The 25,980-nt window shown below is 70.7% G+C and carries 22 protein-coding genes and 1 pseudogene; 15 read left to right on the forward strand and 8 right to left on the reverse strand.

Translation table 11 applies throughout. The features are described 5' to 3' along the window. The first annotated feature begins 116 nt into the window (after positions 1–116). Together KLK06_RS07335 and KLK06_RS07340 are read left to right on the forward strand one after the other, a co-directional pair. Positions 117–992: an alpha/beta fold hydrolase gene (locus KLK06_RS07335; protein ID WP_214634527.1), complete on the forward strand. Its 876-nt coding sequence runs from the start codon at positions 117–119 to the stop codon at positions 990–992. Between the two features lie 1,072 nt (positions 993–2,064). After that, complete coding sequence (locus KLK06_RS07340; RefSeq protein ID WP_214634528.1) at positions 2,065–2,814, forward strand: DUF1778 domain-containing protein; 750 nt, start codon at positions 2,065–2,067, stop codon at positions 2,812–2,814. Here the strand turns inward: KLK06_RS07340 and KLK06_RS07345 are convergent. Continuing rightward, positions 2,805–3,307, reverse strand: a pseudogene (locus KLK06_RS07345) (peptide deformylase). The gene KLK06_RS07340 and the pseudogene KLK06_RS07345 sit on opposite strands and share 10 nt — an antisense overlap. On the opposite strand from KLK06_RS07345, the gene KLK06_RS62235 reads away from it, so the two are divergent. Both KLK06_RS62235 and KLK06_RS07350 read left to right on the forward strand, forming a co-directional pair. Beyond that, complete coding sequence (locus KLK06_RS62235) at positions 3,200–3,481, forward strand: hypothetical protein (RefSeq protein ID WP_308168153.1); 282 nt, start codon at positions 3,200–3,202, stop codon at positions 3,479–3,481. The pseudogene KLK06_RS07345 and the gene KLK06_RS62235 sit on opposite strands and share 108 nt — an antisense overlap. Positions 3,482–3,628: 147 nt before the next feature. Further along, positions 3,629–4,492 (forward strand): Gfo/Idh/MocA family protein, encoded by an 864-nt coding sequence (locus KLK06_RS07350; protein WP_214634735.1) that lies wholly within the window; start codon positions 3,629–3,631, stop codon positions 4,490–4,492. Positions 4,493–4,832: 340 nt separating this feature from the next. Here the strand turns inward: KLK06_RS07350 and KLK06_RS07355 are convergent, their stop codons facing one another. Further along, the gene (locus KLK06_RS07355) at positions 4,833–5,396 is read right to left on the reverse strand and encodes a hypothetical protein (RefSeq protein ID WP_214634529.1); all 564 of its coding nucleotides are present in this window, start codon (positions 5,394–5,396) and stop codon (positions 4,833–4,835) included. A gap of 17 nt (positions 5,397–5,413) precedes the next feature. Then, entirely contained in the window at positions 5,414–6,178 is a 765-nt protein-coding gene (locus KLK06_RS07360) for a DUF4239 domain-containing protein (RefSeq protein WP_214634530.1), read from the reverse strand. A 279-nt stretch (positions 6,179–6,457) separates the two neighbouring features. Between KLK06_RS07360 and KLK06_RS07365 the strand changes: the two genes are divergently transcribed. Next, positions 6,458–6,802, forward strand: coding sequence for a hypothetical protein (locus tag KLK06_RS07365; RefSeq protein WP_308168132.1), 345 nt, complete (start codon positions 6,458–6,460; stop codon positions 6,800–6,802). A gap of 52 nt (positions 6,803–6,854) precedes the next feature. Here the strand turns inward: KLK06_RS07365 and KLK06_RS07370 are convergent, their stop codons facing one another. Further along, complete coding sequence (locus KLK06_RS07370) at positions 6,855–7,490, reverse strand: Lrp/AsnC family transcriptional regulator (protein ID WP_214634531.1); 636 nt, start codon at positions 7,488–7,490, stop codon at positions 6,855–6,857. Positions 7,491–7,597: 107 nt separating this feature from the next. Here KLK06_RS07370 and KLK06_RS07375 point away from each other — a divergent pair, with 107 nt between their 5' ends. The 10 genes from KLK06_RS07375 to menC all read left to right on the forward strand — a co-directional run bounded on the left by KLK06_RS07375 (position 7,598) and on the right by menC (position 20,832). Then, complete coding sequence (locus tag KLK06_RS07375; protein WP_214634532.1) at positions 7,598–9,175, forward strand: ABC transporter substrate-binding protein; 1,578 nt, start codon at positions 7,598–7,600, stop codon at positions 9,173–9,175. 2 nt (positions 9,176–9,177) lie between these two features. After that, positions 9,178–10,245: an ABC transporter permease gene (locus KLK06_RS07380; RefSeq protein WP_214634533.1), complete on the forward strand. Its 1,068-nt coding sequence runs from the start codon at positions 9,178–9,180 to the stop codon at positions 10,243–10,245. Continuing rightward, the gene (locus KLK06_RS07385) at positions 10,242–11,117 is read left to right on the forward strand and encodes an ABC transporter permease (protein WP_308168133.1); all 876 of its coding nucleotides are present in this window, start codon (positions 10,242–10,244) and stop codon (positions 11,115–11,117) included. The genes KLK06_RS07380 and KLK06_RS07385 overlap by 4 nt, the downstream gene beginning before the upstream one ends. Next, positions 11,114–11,923 (forward strand): ABC transporter ATP-binding protein, encoded by an 810-nt coding sequence (locus KLK06_RS07390; RefSeq protein WP_214634534.1) that lies wholly within the window; start codon positions 11,114–11,116, stop codon positions 11,921–11,923. Before KLK06_RS07385 ends, KLK06_RS07390 begins: the two co-directional genes overlap by 4 nt. Continuing rightward, positions 11,920–12,831 carry an ABC transporter ATP-binding protein gene (locus KLK06_RS07395; protein ID WP_214634535.1) on the forward strand — a complete coding sequence of 304 codons (912 nt, stop codon included), beginning with the start codon at positions 11,920–11,922 and terminating at the stop codon, positions 12,829–12,831. Before KLK06_RS07390 ends, KLK06_RS07395 begins: the two co-directional genes overlap by 4 nt. Then, positions 12,828–13,802, forward strand: a complete 975-nt coding sequence (locus KLK06_RS07400) for a M24 family metallopeptidase (RefSeq protein ID WP_308168134.1) — start codon at positions 12,828–12,830, stop codon at positions 13,800–13,802. Before KLK06_RS07395 ends, KLK06_RS07400 begins: the two co-directional genes overlap by 4 nt. Positions 13,803–13,966: 164 nt before the next feature. After that, the gene (locus tag KLK06_RS07405; RefSeq protein WP_250904970.1) at positions 13,967–15,553 is read left to right on the forward strand and encodes a Na+/H+ antiporter; all 1,587 of its coding nucleotides are present in this window, start codon (positions 13,967–13,969) and stop codon (positions 15,551–15,553) included. Between the two features lie 240 nt (positions 15,554–15,793). After that, positions 15,794–18,862 (forward strand): BTAD domain-containing putative transcriptional regulator, encoded by a 3,069-nt coding sequence (locus tag KLK06_RS07410; RefSeq protein WP_214634536.1) that lies wholly within the window; start codon positions 15,794–15,796, stop codon positions 18,860–18,862. A 78-nt stretch (positions 18,863–18,940) separates the two neighbouring features. Beyond that, a complete protein-coding gene (locus KLK06_RS07415) occupies positions 18,941–19,735 on the forward strand; it encodes a GNAT family N-acetyltransferase (RefSeq protein WP_308168135.1) in 795 nt (264 codons plus the stop codon). Then, complete coding sequence (menC, locus tag KLK06_RS07420; protein ID WP_214634537.1) at positions 19,732–20,832, forward strand: o-succinylbenzoate synthase; 1,101 nt, start codon at positions 19,732–19,734, stop codon at positions 20,830–20,832. Before KLK06_RS07415 ends, menC begins: the two co-directional genes overlap by 4 nt. Here the strand turns inward: menC and KLK06_RS07425 are convergent. Genes KLK06_RS07425 through KLK06_RS07440 form a run of 4 tightly spaced genes read right to left on the reverse strand, consistent with a single transcriptional unit; the run spans position 20,822 to position 25,908 of the window. Then, positions 20,822–21,523, reverse strand: coding sequence for an ABC transporter ATP-binding protein (locus KLK06_RS07425; RefSeq protein ID WP_214634538.1), 702 nt, complete (start codon positions 21,521–21,523; stop codon positions 20,822–20,824). The two genes, menC and KLK06_RS07425, sit on opposite strands and share 11 nt — an antisense overlap. Next, positions 21,520–23,331, reverse strand: coding sequence for a dipeptide/oligopeptide/nickel ABC transporter permease/ATP-binding protein (locus KLK06_RS07430; protein WP_308168136.1), 1,812 nt, complete (start codon positions 23,329–23,331; stop codon positions 21,520–21,522). The genes KLK06_RS07425 and KLK06_RS07430 overlap by 4 nt, the downstream gene beginning before the upstream one ends. Then, positions 23,332–24,324 carry an ABC transporter permease gene (locus KLK06_RS07435; RefSeq protein WP_308168137.1) on the reverse strand — a complete coding sequence of 331 codons (993 nt, stop codon included), beginning with the start codon at positions 24,322–24,324 and terminating at the stop codon, positions 23,332–23,334. After that, a complete protein-coding gene (locus tag KLK06_RS07440) occupies positions 24,325–25,908 on the reverse strand; it encodes an ABC transporter substrate-binding protein (RefSeq protein WP_214634539.1) in 1,584 nt (527 codons plus the stop codon). Between the last annotated feature and the right edge of the window lie 72 nt (positions 25,909–25,980).

Here is a 25,980-nt window from a genome sequence, read left to right on the forward strand (position 1 = left end):
GTGGCGGAGGGCAGTTACTGAGGTACGACCGGTTCTATCGGTCGCGGTGCGCTGTTCTCGGCCGGGCCATCGGTAAATGTCGGCGTTCGGCAGCAGGTAGCCGCTACCGTGCCTCCATGTTGGATGCGCATGAGCGATTTGTGGCCTCCGGGCCGCTGCGGATTTGGACTGAGCGGGTCGGGAATCCTGGGCTTCCCGCTGTTTTGATGGTCATGGGGTCGGCTGCTCAGGGTGTCAGTTGCCCTGATGCACTGGTTGGTCGGCTTGTTGAGCGTGGGGTTCAGGTGATCCGGTTCGATCATCGGGACACCGGTCGGTCCAGCGTTATCGACTTCGATGCTCACCCGTACACCATCGGGGACATGGCTCGCGACTGCCTGGCTGTGCTGGACGGTTACGGACTGGGCTCCGCTCATGTGGCTGGGACTTCCATGGGCGGCATGATCGCGCAGTGGTTGGGGGTGCACGCGCCGGACCGGGTCCGGTCTTTGACCGTGATGTCCAGCTCGCCGATGGGCCATGATCCGAGTCCGGCGTGGGCACGGGCGATGGCCGGGGAGCCGGCCGACCCGGATGATCTACCACCGCCGTCGCCGGCGTTTCTCGCGCATATGGCCACCGGGCTGCCGCCGGGAGTGGAGTCCGACGTGGCCTTGTTCCGGGTCTTCAACGGGCCGGTTCGGCCGTTCGACGAGCCGGCCGCCCGGGCGATGCTGGAGTTGGCGCTGTCGCGGGCTACCGACCCGGCGGCCGCGGCCAACCATCACCGGGCCGCGTGGACAGACGCCCCTGATCTGCTCGCCCCGCTGTCGTCGATCACCGCGCCGACCTCGATCGTGCACGGCGACCAGGATCCGGTCTATCCGCTCGGTCACGGCGAGGCCCTGGCTGCCGCGATTCCGGGCGCGGTACTGCACGTCGTGCCCGGGATGGGCCATGTCATGACTTCACCCGGCCTGCCCGAGGAGGTCGCCGACCTGATCCGGCTGTAACCCGCCTTGCGGGGGCGGGGCCGCGCCGATGAACAGCCGCGTGGCGAACCACCTCTACTTCTACACGACCTCACGTCCCGGCCCGGCATCACCGCGATGATCGAAGCAATCGACGGACTCGTCCGCGAGGGAGAGATCCGCAACGCCTGCCAGGTCATTCCCGACCCGGAAGGAAGCCGAGATGCCTCAGATTGATTGGCGGAAAGCATCCCTGCGTCTGCCAGTTCTTCTGAGGCACCGCAGGTCACGGGCAAATTAGTGCCTCAACTCAACTGGCAGACGACATCGGAGGCCAATCTGCGCGCAGACGGGTTGTTGATGGGGTATTCATGAGGTCATGGGTGGTCGTGCGAGCCGCCGCCGAAACCGGCGACCAGGGCGAGTACGGCTATTGGTGTTCTCCCTATTGACCACGTTGGCGTCAGCGCTGAGTGCGGTGTCCGGGTGGGATGAGGCACCCACTCCCTTTCAGGTCGCCAGCTTGGCCGGTTCCATGACGCTGACCGCCTGGCTGGCTTGGCAAGCGCTTCAGGATCACCGAAAGTCCGGACCTCAGCCAGGCGTTATCCGCAAGAGGCGTCGCAGAACGCTGAAGGGCTCACTGGTCATGTGGCTGACGTGGTGGGGCTTTCCAGAGCAACGGGGCATCCCCCCGCCGCAGCGTGGTGATGCCCTTAAAAGGGAAGCCGACCACGAGGGGCGTGAGCCTGCCCTTCTTCTGGCTGCATGATTTCTTCGCTCTAGCGCCAAGGGTGTGTGGGGATCAGCGCGCTTGTGGCCATGCCTTTGACCTCGCCTAAGAGCTCCTGGATTCCTTCGGCGACACCCTGGCGGCCGACACGCCGCGCCTTGATCTTGTAGGAAAGGTCCGGGCCTCTGCCGGTGCAAAGAGCCGCCGTCCACCACGCCCCGAACTCGCCGACCGACCATGATCGAATGCTTGCTTCTTGCAGGTCCAGCGCTATCTCGACGTTCGCTTCACACCGCACAGCCCTTCTTGCCAGGGCTTCGCGCGCCTGGCCCGTTGCGGAAAAGTTATAGATTTGGGTTCCCCAAACTGTCAGGAGGGCGTGTGACGGACGACGAGGAACCGCCATCGACACGCCGTCGACGACCCCGCGAACGCGGCCAGGGGCAGCGCAGAAACCGCGTCAACCTCCGCCTGTCCGACGCCGAACACGACGCCTTGGAAACGGCCGCCGCCCAGTCAGGGACGACCTTGGCGAACTACGTGAGCGCGGCCGCGCTGTCGGCCGCGCGCGACGAGCTGCCTCCTGATGCGCGCGAGGCGATGATCCGGCTGTTCGCCATGCAGCGCGCCGTGGTCAATCTCTGCACCGAGCAGGATTCGTCCTATGACTGGCGGATCTCCCGGCTCTACGCCATGTGCGAGGAGACCATCGAGGAGTTCATCAACATCTCCCGCAGGGCCCGCGGGACGCGCGCGCGGTGGACTCCCAGCCGTATCCAGCGGGCCAATGCCGCCCCGCGGCTACCGTCGACGGCAGGTGAGTGGACCGATCAGCTCGCCAAGTTCGTCCGCCAGTTGGAGGACGGCGGCCCGCTGGCACAGGAGCACTGGAACCACGGCTACCTGTATAGCGCGCTGACCGACGCCGTCATCGCCTTGGGCAAAGCTAACCCTGGAGGCCTCAACCGGCTACGCGTCATTGATCGCCTCGCGGGCCGCACGCAGGATCCAGGTCGATGGCCTCCGCGGCCGCCGCCTCGCGCCCAGCGCTTCGGCGCAGGCGCGGCGGCTGCTCGAAGGAGGGCCCAGAGCGGCGATGATGATCCGGGGGCGGCCGGGGCTCACGTGTAGCTCCAGGGGTGACCGGTCCCGCGGTACTCCGCAACCGGGATCGGCGTGATACCGGGCCGCATGCGGTCCGGATACAGGCGCCCGTACAGGTGGTCGATCTCATGGCCGGCCAGGCGGGCCAGCGCCGCTTCCACCACTGTGATGACCGCCTGCCCGTCCAGGTGGGTGTGTTTGATCTCCATCCGCAGCGGGCGGGGGACCAGGCCGCGCACATCGAAGAGCTCAGGCAACCCTCGTACTGCTCGTCGGTGTCGGCAGACTCGCTGACGATGCAGGGGTTGAGCACGATCAGTGGGTCAGCGTCCGGGTCGGGCAGGACGATGATGGCGGCGGCCCGGTCGATGCCGATCTGCGGTGCGGCCAGTCCCATGCCCTTGCCGAACGCGTGGTGCTCGCGGACCCGCTGCATGGCGGCGAACAGGCGGTCGATGACGTCGCCGGCGTGGTCGGCTTCGGCGGGCAGGGTAAACGGACGCGCAGGGACGGTCAGGATCGCAGCGCCGTGCTGCACGATGCCAGCCGCGCGCATCCGGTCGCTGGCGGTGCGCAACGCGACCGAGGGCTGGGCCTCGTCGTCGCGGGCGCGGAAACGCCATTCCAGCCGGTAGCGGAGGATCATCGGTGGCCCAGGAGAAGACCACCTCGTCCCCGCGGCCGGTGCGGGTGATCGGGGTGCGCAGGGCGACGGCCTCGGCGGTGGTGGAGGTCTCGGTGCCCCACACCACCGGGTCCAACGCGGCGGGGAAGACTAGCTCGACCGACAGGTGCCGGGTGGGCAGGCGCACCGTGCGCCCGGACGCCGGAGCGTGCGGCAATCACTGCCGGACGCTGGGGCGCCGATGCTCACCACACCTCGGTCGAGGACATGCTCGCGGCCGGCGGTCTCGACGGGGTAGTGGTCGCCGTCCCGCCGGCCGCCTACCGGCCGATCCTCGCCTCATGCATCGAGGCTCGGATCCCGGTCTTCTGCGAGAAACCGGGCGGGCAGTCCGCGTCCGAGATCCGGGAGTGCGCCGCCCTCGCCGCCGAGGCACAGACCGAGGTCGTCGTCGGGTACATGAAGCGGTTCGCGCCGGCGTACCAGCGTGCTCGGGAGGTGATCGGCTCCGCGGGCTTCGGCTCTCCCTCCCTGGCGCATTTCACGTTCGCGATGGGTCGCGTCGACGAGTACCTCGCCGATCTTCGCCACTACCTGATCGACAACCCGGTGCACATGATCGACCTGGCACGGTACCTCGTGGGGGAGATCGACGAGATCTCCGCGGTCCTGAATGTCGTGCCCACCGTCGGCCTCAGCGTGAGTCTCGTCGCCCGGACGGACGGAGGTGCAACATGCTCGTTCGACTTCTGCACGACTGCCTCCTTCGCGCATCGGGGTGAGTTCGTCGAGGTCTACGGGCGAGGAGACTCCGTGCAGGTCGACAATGTCGACACCTGCACGTATCGTCCCGCCGACGGTCCAGCGGAGGTCTGGCGTCCCAACTACACCCTGCCGACGCCGTCGAACTCCGGCTGGACCGTGATGGGTTTCGTCCCCGCCCTACAACATTTCCGAGACGTTGTGGCAGGCCTCACCGACAACCGGTCCGATCTGGAGAGCGCCGCGCGGACTCTCGAGACCACCGAACTCCTCTGGCATCGGCTCGAGTCGTCGTGGTCGGCGCTGCGTGATGAGTGATCGCGGTGGTCGGCGGCATCGACCTCTTCTACCTCATCGCCTGGAGCAGGCGAGCGTCTCGTTCGTCGTCACCCGGATCGCTTCGTCAGCGTGCGGGATCGTCGGCCCCGCAGCAAGAGATCACACCGTAGCCCCAGGTGCGGAGCTGTCGCGTCGTGCCGGCGGCTCATGCGGGCTCCGTCCCGGCGTCCTGCTCGAACAGGGCTTGCCGCCGGCCGCGCCGGCGGTGATGGTGCGAGATGATCTTTGCGAAAAGCCAGGTCAGACGGCATCTGACCTGGCTGGCGAGGAGTGCCCCCTGTAGGTTTCGAACCTACGCACCCGGCTCCGGAGGCCGGTTTTATCGTACGGCTGCGAACGCCACAGCAGTGGTGGAGGCGATGACCGTCGTCAGGACCACCATCAGGAGCACCGTGCCCAGCGGATTCTTCCGCGGGCGCGGCGGCTCGACGCGCTTGGCGCGTACGTAGGCCACCGCGGGCTTGGGGGTTGGCTTGATCGTCGGTTCGGGTTTCGGTTTCGGGGTCGGCTTGGCGTGGACGGGCGGGGGTACGACGGCGGGTACCCGCACGTGGTTAGGGGTCGGCCGAGAGGTCGGTCGATGGGTCGGCTGGGGTTTCGCGGGGCGGGGGGTGATCACGACCCGGACCCTGGGTGTCGTCTTCGGGGTGGCGGCGGGTTGTGGGTTCGCGGTGACGGCGGGTTGTGGGTTCGGGATGGTTTTGGGTGGCGGGTTCGCGACCCGCGATCCGCATCGTCCGATGTGCACACTCACCAGCGGCACGTCCACGCAGACGGTCACGTCGGCGCTGACGCTCACGGTCGAGTCGCCGGGCTCCGGATCGGCCGCGGCGGGAGCGCCCGCGGACAGCGCCAACAGCGTGCCCGCAAGGAGCAGCGGCATGCGCCAGGCGCCCACGGTCAGACGCCTCCGGATATCCGCGCGAACTCCTGCAGCGCGCTCTTGTACGCCTCAGGCTCCACGGCCAGCGGTCCGTTGAAGGCGTGGGAGATGTCCCAGGTGAGGTAGATGCCGAAGCCGAGCATCGCGGCCATCGCCACCACCGGCAGGAGCGCCAGGCCGCGCGGCCTGGCCCCGGCCAGGAACGGGAACAGGACGACCAGCAGGCCGGTGATGATCGTCAGGGCCAGCAGTCCGTCGGGGGGCGTCGCGCCGGCGTCGGCGGCGCGCTGGGCGCGGGCGGCGGCGATCGCCGCGATGTGGTCGAGCACCGCGGTCCTGGCCTCCTTCTGGTCCGTGGTCACCTGCAGCGCGTCGACGCGGGCCCGGAGCGCGTCGAGCCGCTCCGTGCCGACAGGGTCCATCGCACCGCGCTGCATGACGGGCCACTCGTCCTTGACGATGAACGTGATGTAGTCGCGCAGCCCGGCGCGCACCAGGGCGGGGGCGGTGCCGGGCAGTCCGGAGGCCGACCAGTAGGCCTCTACCGCGGCCTGGCTCTCGGTCTGTGTGTTCTGGGCGGCGGTGTCGGCGGTGGTCCACGGCACGATGATCGCGATGGCGAAGACCAGCAGGAACATGGCGGACAGCATCGCGCCCGCGTGCCCCGCCGACGGTCCGCCGGCGTCGTTGTCGTCGCTGCCCTTCTTCGCGAGCCTGAACAGCGTGGCGGCGACCGCTACCACGCCTACCGCGGCCGCGGCCGCGATGATGTATTGCAGCATAAGGATCTCCCCAATCCCCACCAGACACTGAGCGTGACATTACTATCACAGATAGCACGGCTACTCAGGGGATACATTGCGGTACAGGACGTCACCGATGGGTGGTGGCCGGGCGCGAAGGTGAGGTCACCGGTCAGTCCGGCACTGGAGAGCCGGATTCCTGACAAGTCCTGATTTGTGGGCCCTGCGGCTGGACGGATCGCCGATGAGATCATGGTGTGGGGAGAGAAATGTCCAGGCTGACTCTCCGTGTCATGAAATATCGGGACCATGGGCGGCGTGAACCTTCTCAACGGCCGCAGATTCGTGATGGTGAGCTCGACGGCGAGCGTGGTGGACCTGGAGCGGCCCACCGAGTTCGACTACTGGGAGGCCGACGGGGTGGTGTGGGGCAGCTACACCGGCGGCACCGTCACGCACGGCCGTTTCGTCGGCACCAGGGACGGCGACGTCGTCTCCATCGCCTACGCGCACGCGCTCGCGGCCGGCGGCAAGGCGGGCGGCCAGAGCAACAGCCGCATCGAGACCGACGCCGACGGCAGGCTGCGCCTCATAGAGGAGTTCCAGTTCGAGGGCGACGAGACCCGGCACGTCAGCGTGTGCACGGAGGTCGTCACCGCCTGACCAGCACAAGAGACTGCCCGGCCGGGCCGCCGGTGAAGCCGGCCGAGGCCGGTCAGCCGTCCTTTCGCAGGGCGGCCCTGCCCTCCGCGGCGCCGACGAAGCGCATCTTGCCGAGCGGCACGTCGCCGGAGGTCTCCTGGGCCGCCCGCCGTACCGGACGGGCCTTGTCACGATCGCTGGGCAGCACGTACGGCCGCCTGAGCACCTCGTCCAGGATGAAGACCGTCTCGGTCGCCTTCACGGCCGGGATGTTGGCCAGCCGGTCGGTCACCATGGCGTGCACCTCGGCCACGTCCGACATCCGCACCTGGATCATCGCGTCGTGCTGGCCGGTGGTGATCGCGCAGTACTCGACCTCGGGCATCCTGGCCAGCTCAGCCCTGAACTGCTTCCACATCTGCTGCCGCACGGTCACGAAGATCAGTGCGGTGATGCCGAGCCCCGTCCTGACGTGGTCGATCTCGGCGGTGAACCGCTTGATCGCGCCGTCGGCGCGCAGCGCCTCGAAGCGGGTGTACGCGTTGGCCCGGGAGATGCCCACCCGCTCGGCCAGTGCCGACACCGAGATCCTGCCGTTCTCCCGCAGGACCTCGAGGATCTTCATATGGACGGCGTCGAGCTCGAGGCCGATGCCGATCCGTCCAGGTTGACCGCTAGCACTGGCACCATTTCTGGAAATTTCACTCATAGTTACCCCCAGCCCATTTATATACGTCTTAGCGACCGCACAGCGCCTGGACGTTCTGCCGGACAATCCTCGGCATCTTTCGGCCAATCGTCCAACTGGAGGACTCAATGGCGACCCGCTCGCAGACGGCGGCTGTGCTGCTCGCCGGTGCACTCGCCCTCGCCGCCTGCGGAAGCGGCGGTTCCCAGACCCCCGCCGCCCAGGGTGGCGGCGGCAAGACCCTGGTGATCGACACGTCCTTCGACCTCAAGACGGCCGACCCCGGGCGCACGTACGAGCCGACGGGCCTCTTCGTGGAGAAGGCGATCTACGAGACGCTGCTCACCTTCGAAGGCGCCGACGTGACCAAGCCGGTCCCGGCGCTGGCCGAGTCGTACGAGCTGTCCAAGGACGGCAAGGTGCTCACGCTCAAGCTCAAGCAGGGCGCGACGTTCGCCGACGGCTCCCCCGTCACCGCGGACGACGTGGTGTTCTCGCTGACCCGGGTGCGTGACATGAAGGGCACCCCGTCGTTCCTGCTCGACGGCGTCGAGGTGGCCAAGGAGGGTGACTCGACGGTCACGCTGACCTCCAAGGCGGCCAACCCCGCGCTGCCGTTCATCCTGCCCAACCCGGCGCTCGGCATCATCAACAGCAAGCTCGCCAAGCAGCACGGCGCGACGGCGGACGCGCAGGACAAGGCCGAGCAGTACCTGAACTCGGCCGCCGCCGGGTCGGGCCCGTACACGATCGAGTCGTTCAACGTGAGCAGCCAGGTCGTGCTGAAGGCGAACGCCAAGTACTACGGCACCAAGCCCGCCTACGACAAGGTCGTCATCCGCAACGTCGAGGCCGCCACCCAGAAGCTGAACGTCCAGCGCGGCGACAGCCAGGTGGCGCTCAACCTGTCGGGCGACCAGGTGACCGGCATGCCGGCGAACCTCCAGGTCAAGAAGACCGCCTCGGCCAACGTGATCTTCCTGCTGGCCAACCAGGACGACAAGGTCAGCAAGACCACGCCGAACGCCAAGTTCGTCGAGGCCGTACGCAAGGGCGTCGACTACACGGGCCTGCTCGAGCTGGCCGGTGAGGGCTCCACGCAGGCGCCCGGCGTGATCCCCTCGCAGCTGCTGGGCGCGCTGCCCGCCGACCAGGCGGCCAAGCGCGACGTCGAGGGCGCCAAGGCGGCCCTGGCCGCGAGCGGCGTGGCCAACCCCACGGTGAAGCTGGAGTACCCGAGCGAGCTGACCGTGAACGGCCTGTCGTTCCAGCCGCTGGCCGAGCGGATCCAGGCCAACCTCAAGGAGGTCGGCATCACGGTGGACCTGCAGCCCGCGCCGGTCACCACCGCGCTCGACAACTACCGCAACGGCAAGGAGGAGCTGGGCCTGTGGTACTGGGGTCCCGACTATCCGGACCCCAGCGACTACCTGGCCTTCCTGCCGGGCAAGACGGTGGGCCTGCGCGCCGGTTGGAAGACCGGCGCGGCCAAGGAGATCGAGGCCGCGGGTGAGAAGGCCGCGACCGCGATCGGCGACGACGCGCGCAAGCAGGCGTACGCCGACGTGCAGACGAAGCTGAACGCCTCGGGCCCGTTCATCCCGCTGATCCAGCCGAGCCAGAACATCGTGACGGCCGCCTCGGTGACCGGCCTCGAGTATCACCCGGTCTGGACCGTCGACGTCGCCCACCTGGGCGCGAAGTAAGCATGCCCGCCACGGACGACACGCCCCGCGCGCCCCGGCGGCGCGGGGCGCACCCCCTCGCCAGGTTTCTGATCCGGCGCATCCTCCTGGCGCTCCTGCTGGCCTGGGGCATCACGCTGGTGACGTTCGTGCTGACGAACCTGGTGCCCGGTGACCCGGTGGCCGCGAACCTGGGCCAGCGGGCCCTGGGCGACCCGGCCATCGTCGCGCAGTGGCGCTCCCAGCACGGCCTGGACAAGCCGCTGTGGGAGCAGTACCTGCTGCACCTGCAGGGCGTCGTCCACGGCGACCTCGGCACCAGCCAGCAGAGCCACCGGCCGGTGAGCCAGGACCTGGCCGAGTTCGTGCCGGCGACGCTGGAGCTGGCCGGGGCGGCGATCCTGGTCTCGCTCGTGCTCGGCGTGGCGTTCGGCGTGATCGCCGCGCTGCGCCGGGACCGGCTGGCGGACCACGCGCTGCGGGTGCTGAGCCTGATCGGCATCTCGGTGCCGACGTTCTGGCTGGCGCTGGTGGCGTTCTACGTGTTCTTCTACCGGTTGCAGATCACCCCGGGCAGCGGCAGGGTCGACGCGGCGCTGGGCTCGGCCCCGGCCGTCACCGGCCTGCAGACCGTGGACGCGCTGCTCGCGGGCCGCGGGGACATCTTCGGCTCGGCCGTCGGCCACCTGATCACGCCCGCCCTCGTGCTGGCCCTGTACACGATCGGGCTGCTCACCCGCTTCACCCGCTCCGCCGTGCTGGAGGTCCTCGGCCAGGACTACGTGCGGGCCGCCAGGGCCAAGGGGCTGCCCGGCCGGACGATCCTGTTCCGGTACGTGCTGCGCTCGGCGCTGGTGCCGATCATCACGGTCGCGGGCCTGGCGTTCGGCAGCCTGCTGTCCGGCACGGTCCTGGTCGAGGCGATCTTCGCCTGGCCGGGCGTCGGCCAGTACGCCTACAAGAGCGCCACCACCCTCGACCTGCCCGCCGTCATGGGCGTCGGGCTCGTGGTCGGCGTCGTGTACCTCGTCATCAACCTGATCGTGGACGTGCTGTACGGCGTCATCGATCCCCGAGTGAGGCTTCAGTGAAATGGGATCCCCTGGCCCGCAAGGGCCTGACCGGGCGGCTCCCCGAGGCTTGGCGGCAGCCGCTGGCCGTCGTCGGTGGCGTGATCGCGATCGTCTGGCTGGTGGTCGCGCTGGCCGCGCCGGTGCTCGCGCCGCACGACCCGCTGGCCCAGGACCTGCCGCGGCTGGCGGCCCCCGGGCCCGGGCACTGGTTCGGCACCGACCAGCTCGGCCGCGACATCCTCAGCCGGGTCATGCACGGCGCGCGGGTGTCGATCCCGCTGACGCTGATGCTGGTGGCGCTGTCGGTGCTGGTCGGCGGCCTGCTCGGCGCCTGCGCCGGATATTTCGGTCGATGGGTGGATGAGACGATCATGCGGGTGGCGGACCTGGTGTTCGCCTTTCCGACGGTCATCCTGGCCATGGTGGTGGCCGCGGCGCTCGGGGCCAGCCTGACCAACGCGGTGCTGGCCGTACTCGTCGTGGCCTGGCCCGCCTACGCCCGCGTGACCCGCGGGCTGGTGCTGGGCGTGCGGGAGCGGGAGTTCGTGCTGAGTGGGCGGCTGCTGGGCTTCTCGGCCTGGCGCTCGCTGCGCGTGGACGTGCTGCCGAACGTGACCGGCCCGGTGCTCGTCCTCGCCACGCTCGACATCGGCACCGCGCTGCTGCTGCTGTCGGGGCTGTCGTTCCTCGGCCTCGGGGCCAAGCCGCCGTCTCCGGAGTGGGGCGCGATGGTGGCCTCCGGCGTGGAGGTCTTCGACAGCTGGTGGGTGGCGACCTTCCCCGGCCTGGCGATCCTGACCGTGGTGCTGGCCTTCAACTTCCTCGGCGACACGCTGCGGGACGCCCTCGATCCCCGTACGGCCCGCGCCATCAAGGAGCGTGCGCTGTGACCCTGGACATCACCGATCTGAAGGTGACCATCGGCGGCAAGGAGATCCTGCGCGGCGTGGACCTGTCGCTCCAGGAGGGCCGGGTGCACGGGCTGGCGGGTGAGAGCGGGTCCGGCAAGACCATGACCGGGCTGGCCGTACTGGGCCTGCTGCCGCACGGCTCGCGGACCACGGGCAGCATCGCGCTCGGCGAGCGTGAGCTGCTCACGCTGCCGCCGAAGGAGCTGAACCGGGTGCGTGGCGGCGAGGTGGCCATGGTCTTCCAGGACCCGGCCACGAGCCTGCACCCGATGCTGACCATCGGCAAGCAGCTCACCGAGCACATGCGCCACCACCTCGGCCTCGACAAGCGGGAGGCCCGGCGGCGGGCCGTCGAACTGCTCGGCAAGGTCCGCATCCCCGGGGCCGAGGAGGCGTACGGGCGCTTCCCGCACCAGTTCTCCGGCGGCATGCGGCAGCGCATCGCGATCGCCATCGCGCTGGCCTGCTCGCCCAAGGTGCTGATCGCCGACGAGCCGACGACCGCGCTGGACGTGACCGTGCAGGCCGGTGTGCTGCGGCTGCTGCGCGGACTCTGCGACGAGCTGGGGCTGGCCGTCCTGCTCGTCACCCACGACCTGGGCGTCATGTCGGCGGTGGCGGACGAGGTGAGCGTGATGAAGGACGGCCTGGTCGTGGAGACGGGGCCACGCGGCCAGGTGCTGCGCGAACCCGCCCACCCCTACACCCGCTCCCTGCTCGACTCGCTGCCCGACGCAGAGCCCTCGCCCGAACCCGCTCCCGGCCCCCGTTCGGAGGACTCATGACCCTGCTGGCGATCGACGATCTGGTCGTCGAGCACCGCTCCCCCGGGCGCCCGATCGTCCGGGCGGTCGCGGGGGCGAGCCTGGCCGTCGGCCCCGGCGAGGTCGTCGGCCTGGTCGGCGAGTCCGGCTGCGGCAAATCGACGCTGGCCCGCGCGGTCTGCGGGCTCAACCCGGTCACCGAGGGCTCGATCACGTTCGACGGGCAACCGGTCACGCCGCTCGGGCTGCGTAAGCGGAAGCTGACGGGCATCCAGATGGTGTTCCAGGACCCGTACGCGTCGCTGAACCCGCGTCGCCGCGTGGGCGACCAGATCGCCGACGGGCTCCGTACCTCCGGCGACACCGCCACCGCGCCCGCCGACCTGCTGGAACGCGTCGGGCTGCCGCGTGACTTCGCGGGCAGGCACCCGCACGAGTTCTCGGGCGGCCAGCGGCAGCGCATCGCGATCGCCAGGGCGCTGGCGGCCAGGCCCCGGCTGCTGATCGGCGACGAGCCCATCTCGGCGCTGGACGCGTCGGCCCAGTCGCAGGTCGCCACCCTGATGCGCGATCTGGCCGTGGACTCCGGGGCGGGGCTGCTGTTCATCAGCCACGACCTGTCGGTGGTGCGGCTGATCGCCGACCGGATCGCGGTGATGTACCTCGGCAAGATCGTCGAGGTCGGGAACACGGCCGAGGTGTGGGCGAACCCCCGGCATCCGTACACCCAGGCGCTGCTGCGCGCCATCCCCAAGCCGGACGGGCTGGGCGTGCTGCCCGCCGAACTGCCCGGGGACGTGCCGGATCCGGCGCACCCGCCGCGGGGCTGCCGGTTCAACCCGCGCTGCCCGCTGGTCATGGACATCTGCCGGGACAAGGAGCCCGACTTCGGACCGGTCGCCTGCTGGCTGCACGAGCCTGCGACGTGACCGAACCCATCCTGGACGCCGTGCGGGCGGCCATGGTCGAGGCCGAGGTCGACGCCCTGGTGCTGCGGCCCTCACCCGACTTCAGGTTCCTGGGCGGGCAGGGCGAGGGGTTCCTCGTCGTCACCCTGGACACGGCCGCCGAGACCGCCGATCCCGGCCCGCTCGTGCCCCGCGCGGCGCGGCGGGTCGGCGTGGACCCCGAGATGCGGGTCCGCGAGCTGTTCGGGCTCACGATCGAGGCAGAGCTGGTGCCGGCCACGGCCGTGCTTGCCCCGCTGCGGCTGCGTAAGCGGCCGCACGAGATCGAGGCGGTCCAGCGCGCCGTCGTGGCCGCGGAATCGGTGCTCGGCCAGGCCCGCGAGCTGGCCTGGTTCGGCGCCACCGAGCGCGCGATGGCCTCTCGGCTGCGGCGGCTGCTGCTGGAGACCGGCTGCGAGGAGGTCCTGTCGCTGCGGGTCGCGGCGGGCGAGCACACCGCCCGTCCCGCGCACCAGCCGGGCGGCCGGGTGATCAACCCCGGTGACGCGCTGCTGGTGTCGCTCTGCGGCCGGTGGAACGGCTACTGCGCGGAGGTGGCGCGGGTGTTCGCCGTCGCCGAGCCGCCGGAGGACTTCGAGGCCATGTACTCGGTGGTACTCGCCGCGCGGGCCGCCGCCCTCCGCTCGGCGCGGCCGGCGGCCGCCGCCGAGAGCGTGGCCGGGGCGGTCAGGGACGTGATCGACGGCAGTGGGTACGGCCGTTTCGCCGCCGCCCACTTCGGCCGGGGCGTGGGGCTCGGCCACGACGAGGGCCCGCGCGTCGTGCCCGGTGACGACACGCCGCTGGAACCGGGGATGACCCTGTGCCTGGAGCCCGCGATCTACGTGCCGGACCTGTTCGGCGCCCGGGTGGCCGACGTGGTCGCCATGACGGCGGAGGGCCCGGTCGCCCTCGGCTCCGGCCACCACACCCTGCACGTCCTCGACCGCTGACACATCACCCGAGCCATCGCACCCTGCACGTCCTCGACCGCTGACACATCACCCGAGCCACCGCACCTCGCACGTCCTCGACCGCGAACGCGCAGGTACGGGCCCCTCCGTGAGCTCCGCCGGCCGCCCGTCTAGGCTGATTCCGGGGATCATCGGAGGGCGTCTTGGACCAGTTCGTGCTGCTCATGCTCATCCTGCTGGGCGCACTGATCACGGTGCCGCTCGGCGACCGGCTCGGGTTGCCGCCGCCGGTTCTGATGACGCTGCTCGGCATCGTCCTGGCCCTGCTGCCGTTCGTGCCGGACGTGGACGTACCGCCCGACATCGTACTGCCGCTGCTGCTCCCTCCCCTGTTGTACGCGGCGGCGCGGCGGACGTCGTGGCGGCAGTTCGCGGCGAACTGGCAGCCGATCGTCCTGCTCGCCGTGGCGCTGGTGTTCGTGACGACGGCGGTCGTGGCGGTGACGGCGCACGCGCTCATCCCGGGCCTGCCGATCGCGGCCGCGGCGGCGCTCGGTGCGCTGGTGGCGCCGCCCGACCCGGTGGCGGCCACGGCGGTGGCGGGCCGGCTGGGGCTGCCCAGACGGCTGGTGTCGCTGCTGGAGGGCGAGGGCCTGTTCAACGACGTTACGGCGATCGTGCTCTACAAGGTGGCGATCACGGCAGCGGTCACCGGCGTCTTCTGGTGGCCGGGCGCGCTGGGCGAGTTCGTGCTGTCGGCGGTGGTGGCGGTCGCGGTGGGTCTGGGGCTCGGCTGGCTGGCGGGCCGGCTGATGGCCGTGCTCGGCGACGCCACGCTGCAGGTGGGGCTGTCGCTGCTGGTGCCGTTCGTCAGCTACGCGCTGGCCAACAGGTGGCACGGCTCGGGGGTGCTGGCCGTGCTGACCAGCTCGTTCTACCTGGGCGACCGCATGTCGGACGCCGACGACGTGCACGGCAGATTCGCCTCCGCGACGTTCTGGCAGATCGTCGACACACTCGTGACCGGGGTGGCGTTCGGGCTGATCGGGCTGGAGCTGCACACCGTGTTCGGCACGCTCGGCGGGCGGCTGGGCGAAGCGCTCGGCTGGAGCGCCGCCGTGGTGGGCGTCGTGGTGGTGGTACGGCTGGCCTGGCTGCTGCCGGCCGCCTGGCTGGCCAGGAAGACCCGCCGGGCCGGGGACGAGGAGTCGGAGGTGCCGCTGACCTGGCGGGAGACGGTCGTCATGTGGTGGGCGGGCATGCGTGGCGTCGCCACTGTGGCGCTCGCCTTGGCGCTTCCGCTGCGGACGGATGACGGGTCGCCGTTCCCGCAGCGGGCCGTGCTGGTGTTCATCGCGTTCGCGGTCATCCTGGCCACGCTGGTCGTACAGGGGCTGACGCTGCCCTGGCTGGTGTCCAAGCTGGGCGTCAAGACCGACACCGCGGCCGAGCGGGACCTGGAGCGGCGGCTGGCCATCAGCGCGGCGACCGCGGCCAGGCGGCGGCTCAAGGAGATCGACGAGGCCGAGGACCTGCCCGAGGAGGTGGTGGAGCTGCTCGCCAAGCGGATGACGGACCTCGGCATGCGGATCAGCGCCGAGGCCGCCGACGCCGAGCGGCGCGCGGCCTACGAGAAACGCGCCGAGCGGGTACGGACGGTCAGGCGGGTCGAGTCGGAGATGATGTCGGCCGCCCGCCAGGCGGTGATCGACGCGCGACGTGACCCGAGCGCCGACCCGGAGGTGGTCACCCGGGTGCTGCGCCAACTCGACGCGCGGAGTCTGCACTGACCATCGCGTCGGCGCGCGACGCGGGAGGCTGTGTCGCGTCGCTGTCGTCATGCCCATGGCTCCTGGCCTGGCCATCTTCGGCCGCAAGGATCCCGGCGGACCGACGGGGCGAGGGGGCTGAAAGAGAAATGTGAGTGGTATGTGAGAACTGATCGTTACGGTCGGAAACCAGCACGCCGCCACGCTCGTGACGTCAGGATCATTGTGGATACAGAACCAGAACCGCTCTTCCATTTCGGAGTGCTGGGCGCACTGGAGATCTCGCGTGCCGGCCGACCGGTTTCCCTTCCAGCCGCCAAACAACGGGGCGTTCTGGCCACCCTCCTCCTGCAGGCCAACCAGAAGGTGTCGCACGACCAGCTGATCGAGCGGATCTGGGATGGCACACCGCCCAACGACGCCCGCGGCGCGCTGCACACGCATGTCGCGCGGCTACGACGCGCGCTGGGTGACGGCCACCATGACGCCCGCCGCCTGATCCATACCTTCAACGACAGTTACGTCATCAACCTCACGCCGGGCAGCCTCGATCTGTCGACGTTCCGGGATCTGACCGTGCGGGCCGCCGCCGCCCAAGACGCCACCGACAAAGCCGATCTTCTCCGGCAGGCGCTGGCGCTGTGGCGGGGACCCGTGCTGGCCGATGTCCCGTCGGAGTCGTTGCACCGCGAAGAGGTGCCCTGGGTCATGGAGGAACGGCTCCGGGCCATAGAACGGTGGTTTCAGCTCGGCCTTCAGCTCGCCCGCCACGACGAGACGATCATGACCCTGAAGGAGGCGACGGCGGACCATCCCTACCATGAGCGGCTGTGGGCCCAGTTGATGATCGCGCTGCACAAGGCCGGCCGCCGGGCGGAAGCGCTGGAAGCGTACCGGACCATCGACAGTCTGCTGCGGAAAGAGCTCGGCATCGACCCGACTCAGGAGCTGGTCCGGGTCCACTCCGCCATTCTGAACGACGACCCCGAACCCGCCCGAATACTTGACGAGACCCAATCGGGGCCACCTTCTCGGCAGGTGCTCCCGCCCGATGCCGGCGAGGAGCCGGATACAGAAGTGTCCATCAGCGACGGCATCCCTCAGCAGCTTCCGTCCGGCATCGCCTATTTCACCGGGCGGGACAAGGAGCTGAAAGCTCTCGACGGTCTCCTAAGAGGCCATGACCACGAAGCGTCGCCGCCCATCGTGATCGCCACGATCAGCGGCATGGGCGGCGTGGGCAAGACGACGCTGGCGGTGCACTGGGCCCATCGGGTGATGGACCGGTTTCCGGATGGGCTCCTCTACCTCAACCTGCGCGGCTTCGGGCCGGGCGGGCACGTCGACCCCGGCACCGCACTGGAACTGCTCCTGCACGCGCTTGACGTGCCGGCCGAGCGGATCCCCGCGCGAACGGACGCACGCTCGGCGATGCTGCGCAGCATGCTGGCCAGACGCCGGGTGCTGATGCTGCTCGACAACGCCCGCGACTCGGCGCAGGTGCGGCCGTTGCTGCCGGGTTCGCATGCCGTCGTGCTGGTCACCAGCCGCAGTCAGCTGCGCGGACTGGCCGTCCGCGAAGGGGCGCACCGCGTCCTGCTCGAACAGTTCTCCCCCGCCGAATCGACTGCCCTGCTGACCAGGATCCTCGGCCCCGAACGGATCAGCGCCCAGGCGCGGGCCGCCGAGGAGCTGGCCCGGTCGTGTGTTCACCTGCCCCTGGCTCTGACGATCGCCGCCGAGCACGCCACCTGCCGGCCTGGCAGCTCGCTGAAGGACCTGGCCGACGAGGTACGGGACCAGCGGACCGCCTTGGACACGCTCAACACCGCCGACGACCATGAGGCCAGCCTGCGGGCGGTGTTCTCCTGGTCGTACCGGGCGCTGGAACCATCGGCCGCGCGTATGTTCCGCCTGCTGAGCCTGCACCCGGGCGCCGACGTCAGCCCGCCCGAAGCGGCGGCCCTGGCCGGCGTCACCACCCCCGAGGCCCGGCGGCTGCTCGAACTCCTCACCGATCGGTCCCTGCTGGAGCGGACCACCCGTGATCGGCACCGATTCCACGACCTGCTGCACGCCTACGCCATCGAGCGGTCCCACGACGAGGACAGCGAAACCGAACGGACGACCGCGGTCCGCCGCGCGCTGGACTGGTACCTCCATACCGCCGATCGCGCCGCCGACTTCCTCGAACCCACCAGGAGACACTTCCTCCTGTCGATCACCCATGTGCCCGCCGACCCGCCCGTCCTGGCCGGCCCCGCGGACGCGATGGCGTGGCTGGATGAGCAGCGCGCCAACCTCATCGCGGCCACCACGCTGTCAGCCGAGTACGGATGGCATGCCCTCACCTGGCGGCTTCCCCATGTCCTGTGGCGGTTCTTCTTCGTCCGCGGCCATGTCAGCGACTGGATCGACACGCATCTTCTGGCCCTCGACGCCGCGAGGAACGCCGGCGATCCTCGCGCGCTGGCCGAGACGATGAAGAACCTCGGCTTCGCGTACTGGCGGTCCGGGCACCTCTCCGAAGCGCTCAAGCATCACACCCGGGCGCTCGTCCTGGACCAGGAGAGCGGCGACTGCTGGGGCGAGGCCAAGACGCGGAACCATCTGGGCTTCATCTATGACCGCTCGGGCCGATTCGCCGAGGCGCTGGACCAGCAGCAGCGGTCTCTCGCCCTCTATCAGGAGGCGGACGACCGGTGCGGCCAAGGGCGCGCCCTCATCGGCATCGGCAACGCCTACCGCCAGCTCGACCAGCACGCCGCGAGTGTGGTCCCCCTGAAGAGGGCGCTCGCCATCACCCGCGAGATCGGCGATCGCTGGGGCGAAAGCCTCGCGCTCATCTCCATCGGTTTCACCTACCTCGCCACCGGCCGGCACCCGGAAACCACCGACCACCTCCACCAAGCCCTCGCCATCACCCGCGAGACCGGCGATCGCTGGGGCGAAAGCCTCGCCCTCATCGTCATCGGCTTCACCCACCTCGCCACCGGCCGGCATCCCGAAACCACCGACCACCTCCACCAAGCCCTCGCCATCACCCGCGAGACCGGCGATCGCTGGGGCGAAAGCCTCGCCCTCATCGCTATCGGCTTCACCCACCTCGCCACCGGCCGGCACCCGGAAACCACCGACCACCTCCACCAAGCCCTCGCCATCACCCGCGAGATCAACGGCATGGGCGGCGACGGCCTGCTCGAAGAGCCGCACTTCGCCCCCGTCCATGGCCGCGAAGCCGTCATCTCCGCCTTGCGCCTGCACACCCGGCTGCAGCTCGCACTGGCTCGGAAAGACGCACTTCCCGATCCGTCGCCCGCCTCCTCGTAGGGCTCGGCGACGAAGAACCCTCGCCTCTTGGTGAGCCGGCACGAATCCGGCCGCCCTCACTCTGGCGTACGGTCGCGGGTGACATCGACGACTCGGAGGGCCGGCAGGTTGATCGCGGTCAGGGAACTACAGGAGATCGCGGAGTTCGAGGGACTGTTCGCGCTGTTCGACGGCATCTGGCGGTTCGACCAAGGCGGGCAGCCGATCACGGTCGAGCTGATGCGGGCGCTGTCGCACGCGGGTGGCTACGTCGCGGGCGCCTTCGACGGCGACCGGCTGGCCGGCGGGTCCGTCGGGTTCCTGGCGGCGGGCAACGCCCTGCACTCCCACATCACCGGCGCGTTCGCCGGACGCGGGATCGGGTTCGAGCTCAAGCTGCACCAGCGCCGGTGGGCGCTGGAGCGCGGGCTGGAACGGGTCACCTGGACATACGATCCACTGGTCCGCCGCAACGCCCATTTCAACCTGGCCAAGCTGGGCGCCCGGCCGCACGAGTACCTGCCCAGCTTCTACGGGACCATGGGGGACGAGATCAACCAGGGCGACGAGTCCGACCGGATGCTGGCCGTCTGGGATCTGTCCGCGCCGCATGTCGAGGTCCTGGCCAGGCGGCAGCCGCATCCCGTCCACGTGCCGCGGGACGCGGTGGTCGGCCTGGCCGACGACGGGGGCCGGCCGGTGCCGGGCCGTACGGACGCCGCGGTGGTGCTGGTGGCCGTGCCCGAGGACATCGAGGGGTTGCGCCGGGCCGACCCGGGAACGGCCAAGGCATGGCGTCATGCCGTACGTGATGTGCTGGGCGGTCTGATGGCCGAAGGCCGGGTCGTCACCGGGTTTCACCAGAAGTCCTCTTATGTAGTGGAGACAGCGTGAAGATCACAGGAGTTGAGCTGCGGCGGATCGCGATGCCGCTGGTGGCGCCGTTCCGCACCTCGTTCGGCACCGAGACGGCCCGTGACGTGCTGCTGGTCCGGGTGGTGACGCCCGACGCCGAGGGCTGGGGTGAGTGCGTGGCCATGTCGGAGCCGCACTACTCCAGCGAGTACGTCGACGGCGCGGCCGAGGTGATCCGGCGCTTCCTGCTGCCCGCCCTGCCCCGCACCCTCGACGCGAACGCCGTCGGCCGGGCCCTGGAGCCGATCAAGGGGCACCGGATGGCCAAGGCCGCCCTGGAGACGGCCGTGCTCGACGCCCAGCTCAGGGCGGCGGGCGAGTCGTTCGGCCGGTTCCTCGGCGCGGCCCGCGACCGGGTGCCGTGCGGCGTGTCCGTCGGCATCATGGACTCGATCCCGGAGCTGCTCGACGCCGTCGAGGGCTACCTCGACGAGGGGTACGTGCGGATCAAGCTGAAGATCGAGCCCGGCTGGGACGTGGCGCCGGTCAGGGCGGTGCGCGAGCGGTTCGGCGATGACGTGCTGCTCCAGGTGGACGCGAACGCCGCCTACACGCTCGTGGACGCCCGCCAGCTCGCCAAGCTCGACGACTTCGGCCTGCTGCTCATCGAGCAGCCTCTGGCCAACGACGACTTCGTCCAGCACGCCAAGCTGGCCAAGCAGCTGACGACGCCGATCTGCCTGGACGAGTCGATCGAGTCGGCCGAGCACGCCGCGGCCGCGATCGCGCTGGGCTCGTGCTCGATCGTCAACATCAAGCCCGGCCGCATCGGCGGCTACCTCGAGGCCCGTCGCATCCACGACCTGTGCCGGGCGAACGGGATCGCGGTGTGGTGCGGCGGCATGCTGGAGACCGGGATCGGCCGGGCCGCGAACGTGGCGCTGGCCGCGCTGCCCGGATTCACGCTGCCGGGCGACACCTCGGGGTCGCGCCGCTACTTCGCCACCGACATCACCGAGCCGTTCGAGCTGAGCGACGGCCACCTGGCGGTGCCGACCGGGCCGGGGCTGGGCGTCGCGCCCATCCCGGCCGTGCTGGACGAGGTCACCACCGCCACCGAGTGGATCACTCTCTGAGCCCTCCGGTCAGCCGGGGCACCGCCTCCAGCAGGGCGCGCGTGTAGTCGTGCGCGGGCTCGCCGACGACCTGTCCGGTGGGCCCGGCCTCGACGACGCGGCCCTGGTGCATGACGGCGACGACGTCGGAGACGTACCGTACGACGGCCAGGTTGTGCGAGATGAACAGCATCGACAGGCCCAGCTCGTCGCGGAGCGAGCGCACCAGGTTGAGCACCGCGCCCTGGACGGACACGTCGAGCGCGCTGGTGATCTCGTCGGCGACGAGCAGATCGGGCGCGGCGCCGAGCGCCCTGGCTACGGCGACCCGCTGCCGCTGGCCGCCGGACAGCTCGCGCGGGTAGCGCCCGGCCAGGTCCGCGGGGAGCGAGACGAGCCCCAGCAGCCGATCCACCTCGGCTCGCCGCCCCGCGCGGTCGCGCCTGCCCCGCACCCCCTCCGCCACCGAGTCGCCGACGGTCATGCGCGGGTCCAGCGAGGCGTACGGGTCCTGGAACACCATCTGGACGTTGTGCGCCCCGTCGATCCGGCCCGTGTACGGCACCAGGCCGCTCACCGCCCTGGCCAGGGACGACTTGCCCGACCCCGACTCGCCGACCAGCCCGACGATCCGGCCAGGGGGGATCTCCAGCGTGACCCGGTCGACCGCGGTGAAGGCGCCGAAGCGCACGGTCAGGTCTTCGATGATCACTTGACCTCCCAGCAGGCCACGCGGCCCGCCTCGCCGTACGAGATGAGCGGGGGACGTTCGGCGGCGCAGCGGGCGGTCGCCAGGGCGCACCTGTCCGCGAAGGCGCAGCCGGGGCCCACGTCCGAGGGGGCGGGCTGGCGGCCGGGGATGCTCGCGAGCGGCCGGTCCCGGTCGGTGTCCATGTCGGGCAGGGAGGCGATGAGCGCCCGCGTGTACGGGTGCGCGGCCTCGGCGGCGAGCCGGGCGACGGGCAGTTCCTCCACGACCCGGCCCGCGTACATGACCATGACCCGGTCGCACAGCCCGCCCACCACGGCGATGTCGTGCGAGATGAACAGCGCGGCCGCGCCGGTCTCCTCGGTGACCTCGCGCAGCAGCCGCAGGATCTGCCGCTGTACGGTCACGTCGAGCGCCGTGGTCGGCTCGTCGGCGATGATCAGCCGTGGCGTGGCCATGAGGCCCATCGCGATCACCGCGCGCTGCCGCATGCCCCCGGACAGCTCGTGCGGGTGCTGCCGGGCAGTCGCGGCCGGGTCGGGCAGGTGGACGTGCCCGAGCCGGTCCACGGCCCGCCGGTTCGCCTCGGCACGGCCGGCGCCCTGGTGCACGATGGCCACCTCGGCGAGCTGCCCGCCCACCCGGAGCGCCGGGTTGAGTGAGGCCATGGGGTCCTGGAACACCATGGCCAGCGCGGTGCCGAGCTCCTTGCCCGACAGCGTGGCGACGTCCCGGCCGCCGAGCAGCAGCCGTCCGTAACCGACCGTGCCCGGATAGGGGACGAGCCCGCCGATGGCCGCGGCGGTCAGGCTCTTGCCGCTGCCCGACTCCCCCACCAGGCCGACGATCTCGCCGGGCGCGATGGTCAGCGACAGCTCGCGTACGGGTGTCGCGCCGCCGGGGAACGCGACGCTCAGGCCCCTGACCTCCAGCACCGCGCCGGGGTCCGGCTCGCCGGGGTCGGGCGGCACCGCCGCGGTCCGCTTCTTCCCGGCCGGGGCGGTACGGGCGGCGGCCTTGGCCATGGCGTCGCCCAGCAGGTTGAACCCGATGCCCGCGAGCGCGATGGCCGCCGCCGGGCCGAGCGCGACCTCGGGTGTCACGTAGATGCGGGCGAACCCGTCGAACAGCAGCCTGCCCCAGTCGAAGGACGGCGGCTGCACGCCCAGGCCGAGGAACGACATCCCGGCCAGGCCGAGCAGGGCGCCGCCGAGCGACTGGGTGAGCTGCAGGATGAGCGGCTCGGCGATGTTGGGCAGCACGTGCCCGGTCAGGACCCGGCGGCGGGACACGCCGAGCATGCGGGCGGCCGACACGTAGTCCGATCCGGCGACGGTGGCGGCCAGCGTCTGGGTGAGCCGGGCGAAGCCGGGCGCGATGGCGACCCCGATGCCCAGGACCGCACCGCGGGCGCCCAGCCCGCTGACGACCGCGGTGAACATGGCCAGCAGCAGCCCGGGGAAGGCGACCAGGGCGTTGACCGCTCCGGTGATCAGCCGTGCTGCCCGGCCGGGCAGCACGGACGGCAGGGCGCCGAGCACGATCCCGGCCAGGCCGCCGATGAGCGTGGCGGCCAGCGCCAGGGCCAGCGAGAACCGCCCGGCCACCAGCACCCGGGCGAGCAGGTCGCGGCCCAGGCTGTCGGTGCCGAGCGGGTGGGCGGTGGACGTGCCCTGGAGGATGGCCGCCGCGTCGATGCGCTCGGCAGTGGCGCCCCAGATGGGTGGCCCGATGACGGCCAGCACGACCATGGCCGCGACCAGCGCGGCTCCGGCGACCGCGGCGGGCGTGCGGGGCAGGCGAGGCTTCACTTACGCCTCTCTGATCTTGGAGGTGGGGTCGAGCGCGGCCAGGGCCAGGTCGACGGCGAGGTTCACGACGAGCACGATCGCGCCGTAGACGAGGATGACGCCCTGGGCGACCGGATAGTCCTTCTGGGTGATCGACTCGACGATCTTCAGGCCGAGCCCCGGCCAGGCGAAGACGTACTCGACCAGCACGCTGCCCGCGATCAGCGCCGAGAGCAGCAGGCCGCCCAGGGTGAGGGTGGCGGTGAGCGTGTTGGGCAGCACGTGCCGGAGGTAGAGGCGGGCGGCGGGCAGGCGTTTGGCGCGCGCCAGCCGTACGTAGTCGGAGCCCAGCTCGCGCAGCGTCTCCGCGCGGGAGATGCGGGCGATCATCGCGATCGGGCCGATCGCCAGGGCGAGGACGGGCAGCACGTACGAGGCGGCGCCCGCCTTGCCCGCGGGCGGGAACGCGCCGAGACCGATGGCGAAGACGGTCACCAGCGCGATCGAGTACAGGAACTCGGGCACGGCGACGGCGGTGCCGGTCACGGTGGTGAAGGCGTACTCGGTGCCCCGGTTCCTGCCGTTCTCGGTGCGGACCGCCGCCCCCATGCCGAGCGGCACCGCCACCAGCAGCGCCACCACGGTCGCCAGCAGGGCTAGGGCCAGCGTGTTGGGGAGCCGTCCGGCGACGATCTCACCGACCGGCTCACCCGACAGGAACGAGGTCCCGAAATTTCCGGACAGCACGTTGCCCACGTAGGTGAGGAACTGCTCCGGGATCGGACGGTCGAGCCCCAGCGCCGCCGTACGCGCCTGGACGAGCTCGATCGGCGCGGCCGGCCCGAGCGACGCCCGTACCGGGTCGCCCGGAATGAGGTGGATCATCGCGAAGGACGCGACGAGCAGCGCGGCGAGCGAGACGGCGAACCGCACGGCCTGCCGCATCGCCCAGCGCGGCCCGGACCCGCGTGACCGCACCCGGCGCGCGGGCCCGGCCTTCTGGAGGTCGCGCACTCAGCCCCCCTGCGTGAGGCGGATCGAGGTCGGCACGACGCTCCCGGCCGTCATGGTGAACGTGGCGCCCTTGCCGGCGGCCAGGATGGTGTTCTCCACGACCGGCACCAGATCGCCGTTCTCGAACAGCGCCGACTCGGCCTCCAGCCACAGCTTGCAGCCTTCGGCCGACGACATTTCCGAGGCCTGCGCGATGAGCGACTCGTAACGGGTGTTGGCCAGGTGGGCGAAGTTGGCGCCCTTGGGCGCGGCCGGTCCCGACAGGAAGCCGACGAGCTGGGTCGGCAGGGTGACGGCGATCGGCAGCCAGATGGCCTCCCAGTCCTGGGTGACGTTGAGCGACTCCGCCAGCTTGGCGTCGATGATGCCGTTCAGCTTCACCTCGACGCCGGCCTTCTTCCAGGCCGCGGCCAGGTACTCGGCCGCCGCCTGGACCCCGGATCCCCTGGTGGTGGGGTAGACGTAGCGCAGCGTCAGCCGCTTGCCGTCCTTGACCCGGACACCGTCGGCGCCCGCTCTCCACCCTGCCGCGTCCAGCGCCGCGCCGGCCGCGGCCTGGTCGTAGGCGGGCAGGTGTCCCGCGACCGTGTCGCCCTGGCAGGGCCGCGGGTCGAGGATGAGCCCGCTGGCCGGCCGGCCGGTGCCGCTGGCGGCGATCCCGGCCAGTTCCTTGAGGTTGACGGCCTGGGTGAGCGCCTTGCGTACGGCCGGGTCGTGGGTGGGCCGGTCGTCGCCCTGATGGTAGAAGAACTGGCCGTTCCCATAGGACAGGACGTTCTTGATCACTCCCGGGGTGGCCTCCACGCGGGCGCGGTCGGGGCCGTAGAAGGTGGCGCCGTTGAGCGTGCCGGAAAGCAGCAGGTTGGCGGCGGTCTGCTCGTTGGGCACGACCTTCAGCGTGACCGTCTCGGGCAGGTCCTTGGCCGTGGCGCCGCCGGGACCCCAGACGTACTCCCTGCGGGCCTTGAAGGTGTAGTAGTCGCCCGAGACCACCTCGGTGAGCCGGTAGGGGCCGGAGCCGGAGGTGCCGTGGGCGAGCACCGAGCGGTCCTTGACGCCTTTGCCGCACACGATGAACATCGTCTGGGTGCTCTCCAGGATGAAGCTGAAGGGCTTGGGCGTGGACAGGGTCACGGTGCCGGCCGCGTCGTCCGCCTTGGCCTTCATCCCGATGGGCACGAGAACGCCGTAGATGGGCGACTTGGTGGCGGGGTCGGCGATGTGGTTGACGTTGTCGGCCACGTCGGAGGGGGTGAGCTTGGCGCCGTCGGAGCAGGTGGCGTCCCGGCGCAGGGTGAAGGTCACCGAATCGGGCTTGACCTGCCACTTCTCGGCGAGTCCCGGGACGACCTTACCGTCGGCGCCGGTGCCGACGAGCGTGTCGTACGCGAACGCGAGCACCTGGTTGGTGACCGACAGCAGGCCCGTGGCGGGGTCGAGCACGCCGGGATCGGCGCTGATGGCGAAGGTGAACGTGCCGCCGGTGACGGGCGCGCCCGTCTGTGTGCCCGTCTTCGTGGCCGCCGTGCCGCCGCAGGCCGCGGCCAGCAGGGCCAGCGCGACGAGCGCCGCTGGTGTTCTCATGTGAGGCGCTCCAGGGGAGTGTGGTCCGGGTCACCACCCTCGCCGCTGGCCGTAGATCGTTCTTCGTACCCT

It is taken from the genome of Nonomuraea sp. NEAU-A123 (assembly GCF_018603905.1).
GTDB lineage: Bacteria > Actinomycetota > Actinomycetes > Streptosporangiales > Streptosporangiaceae > Nonomuraea.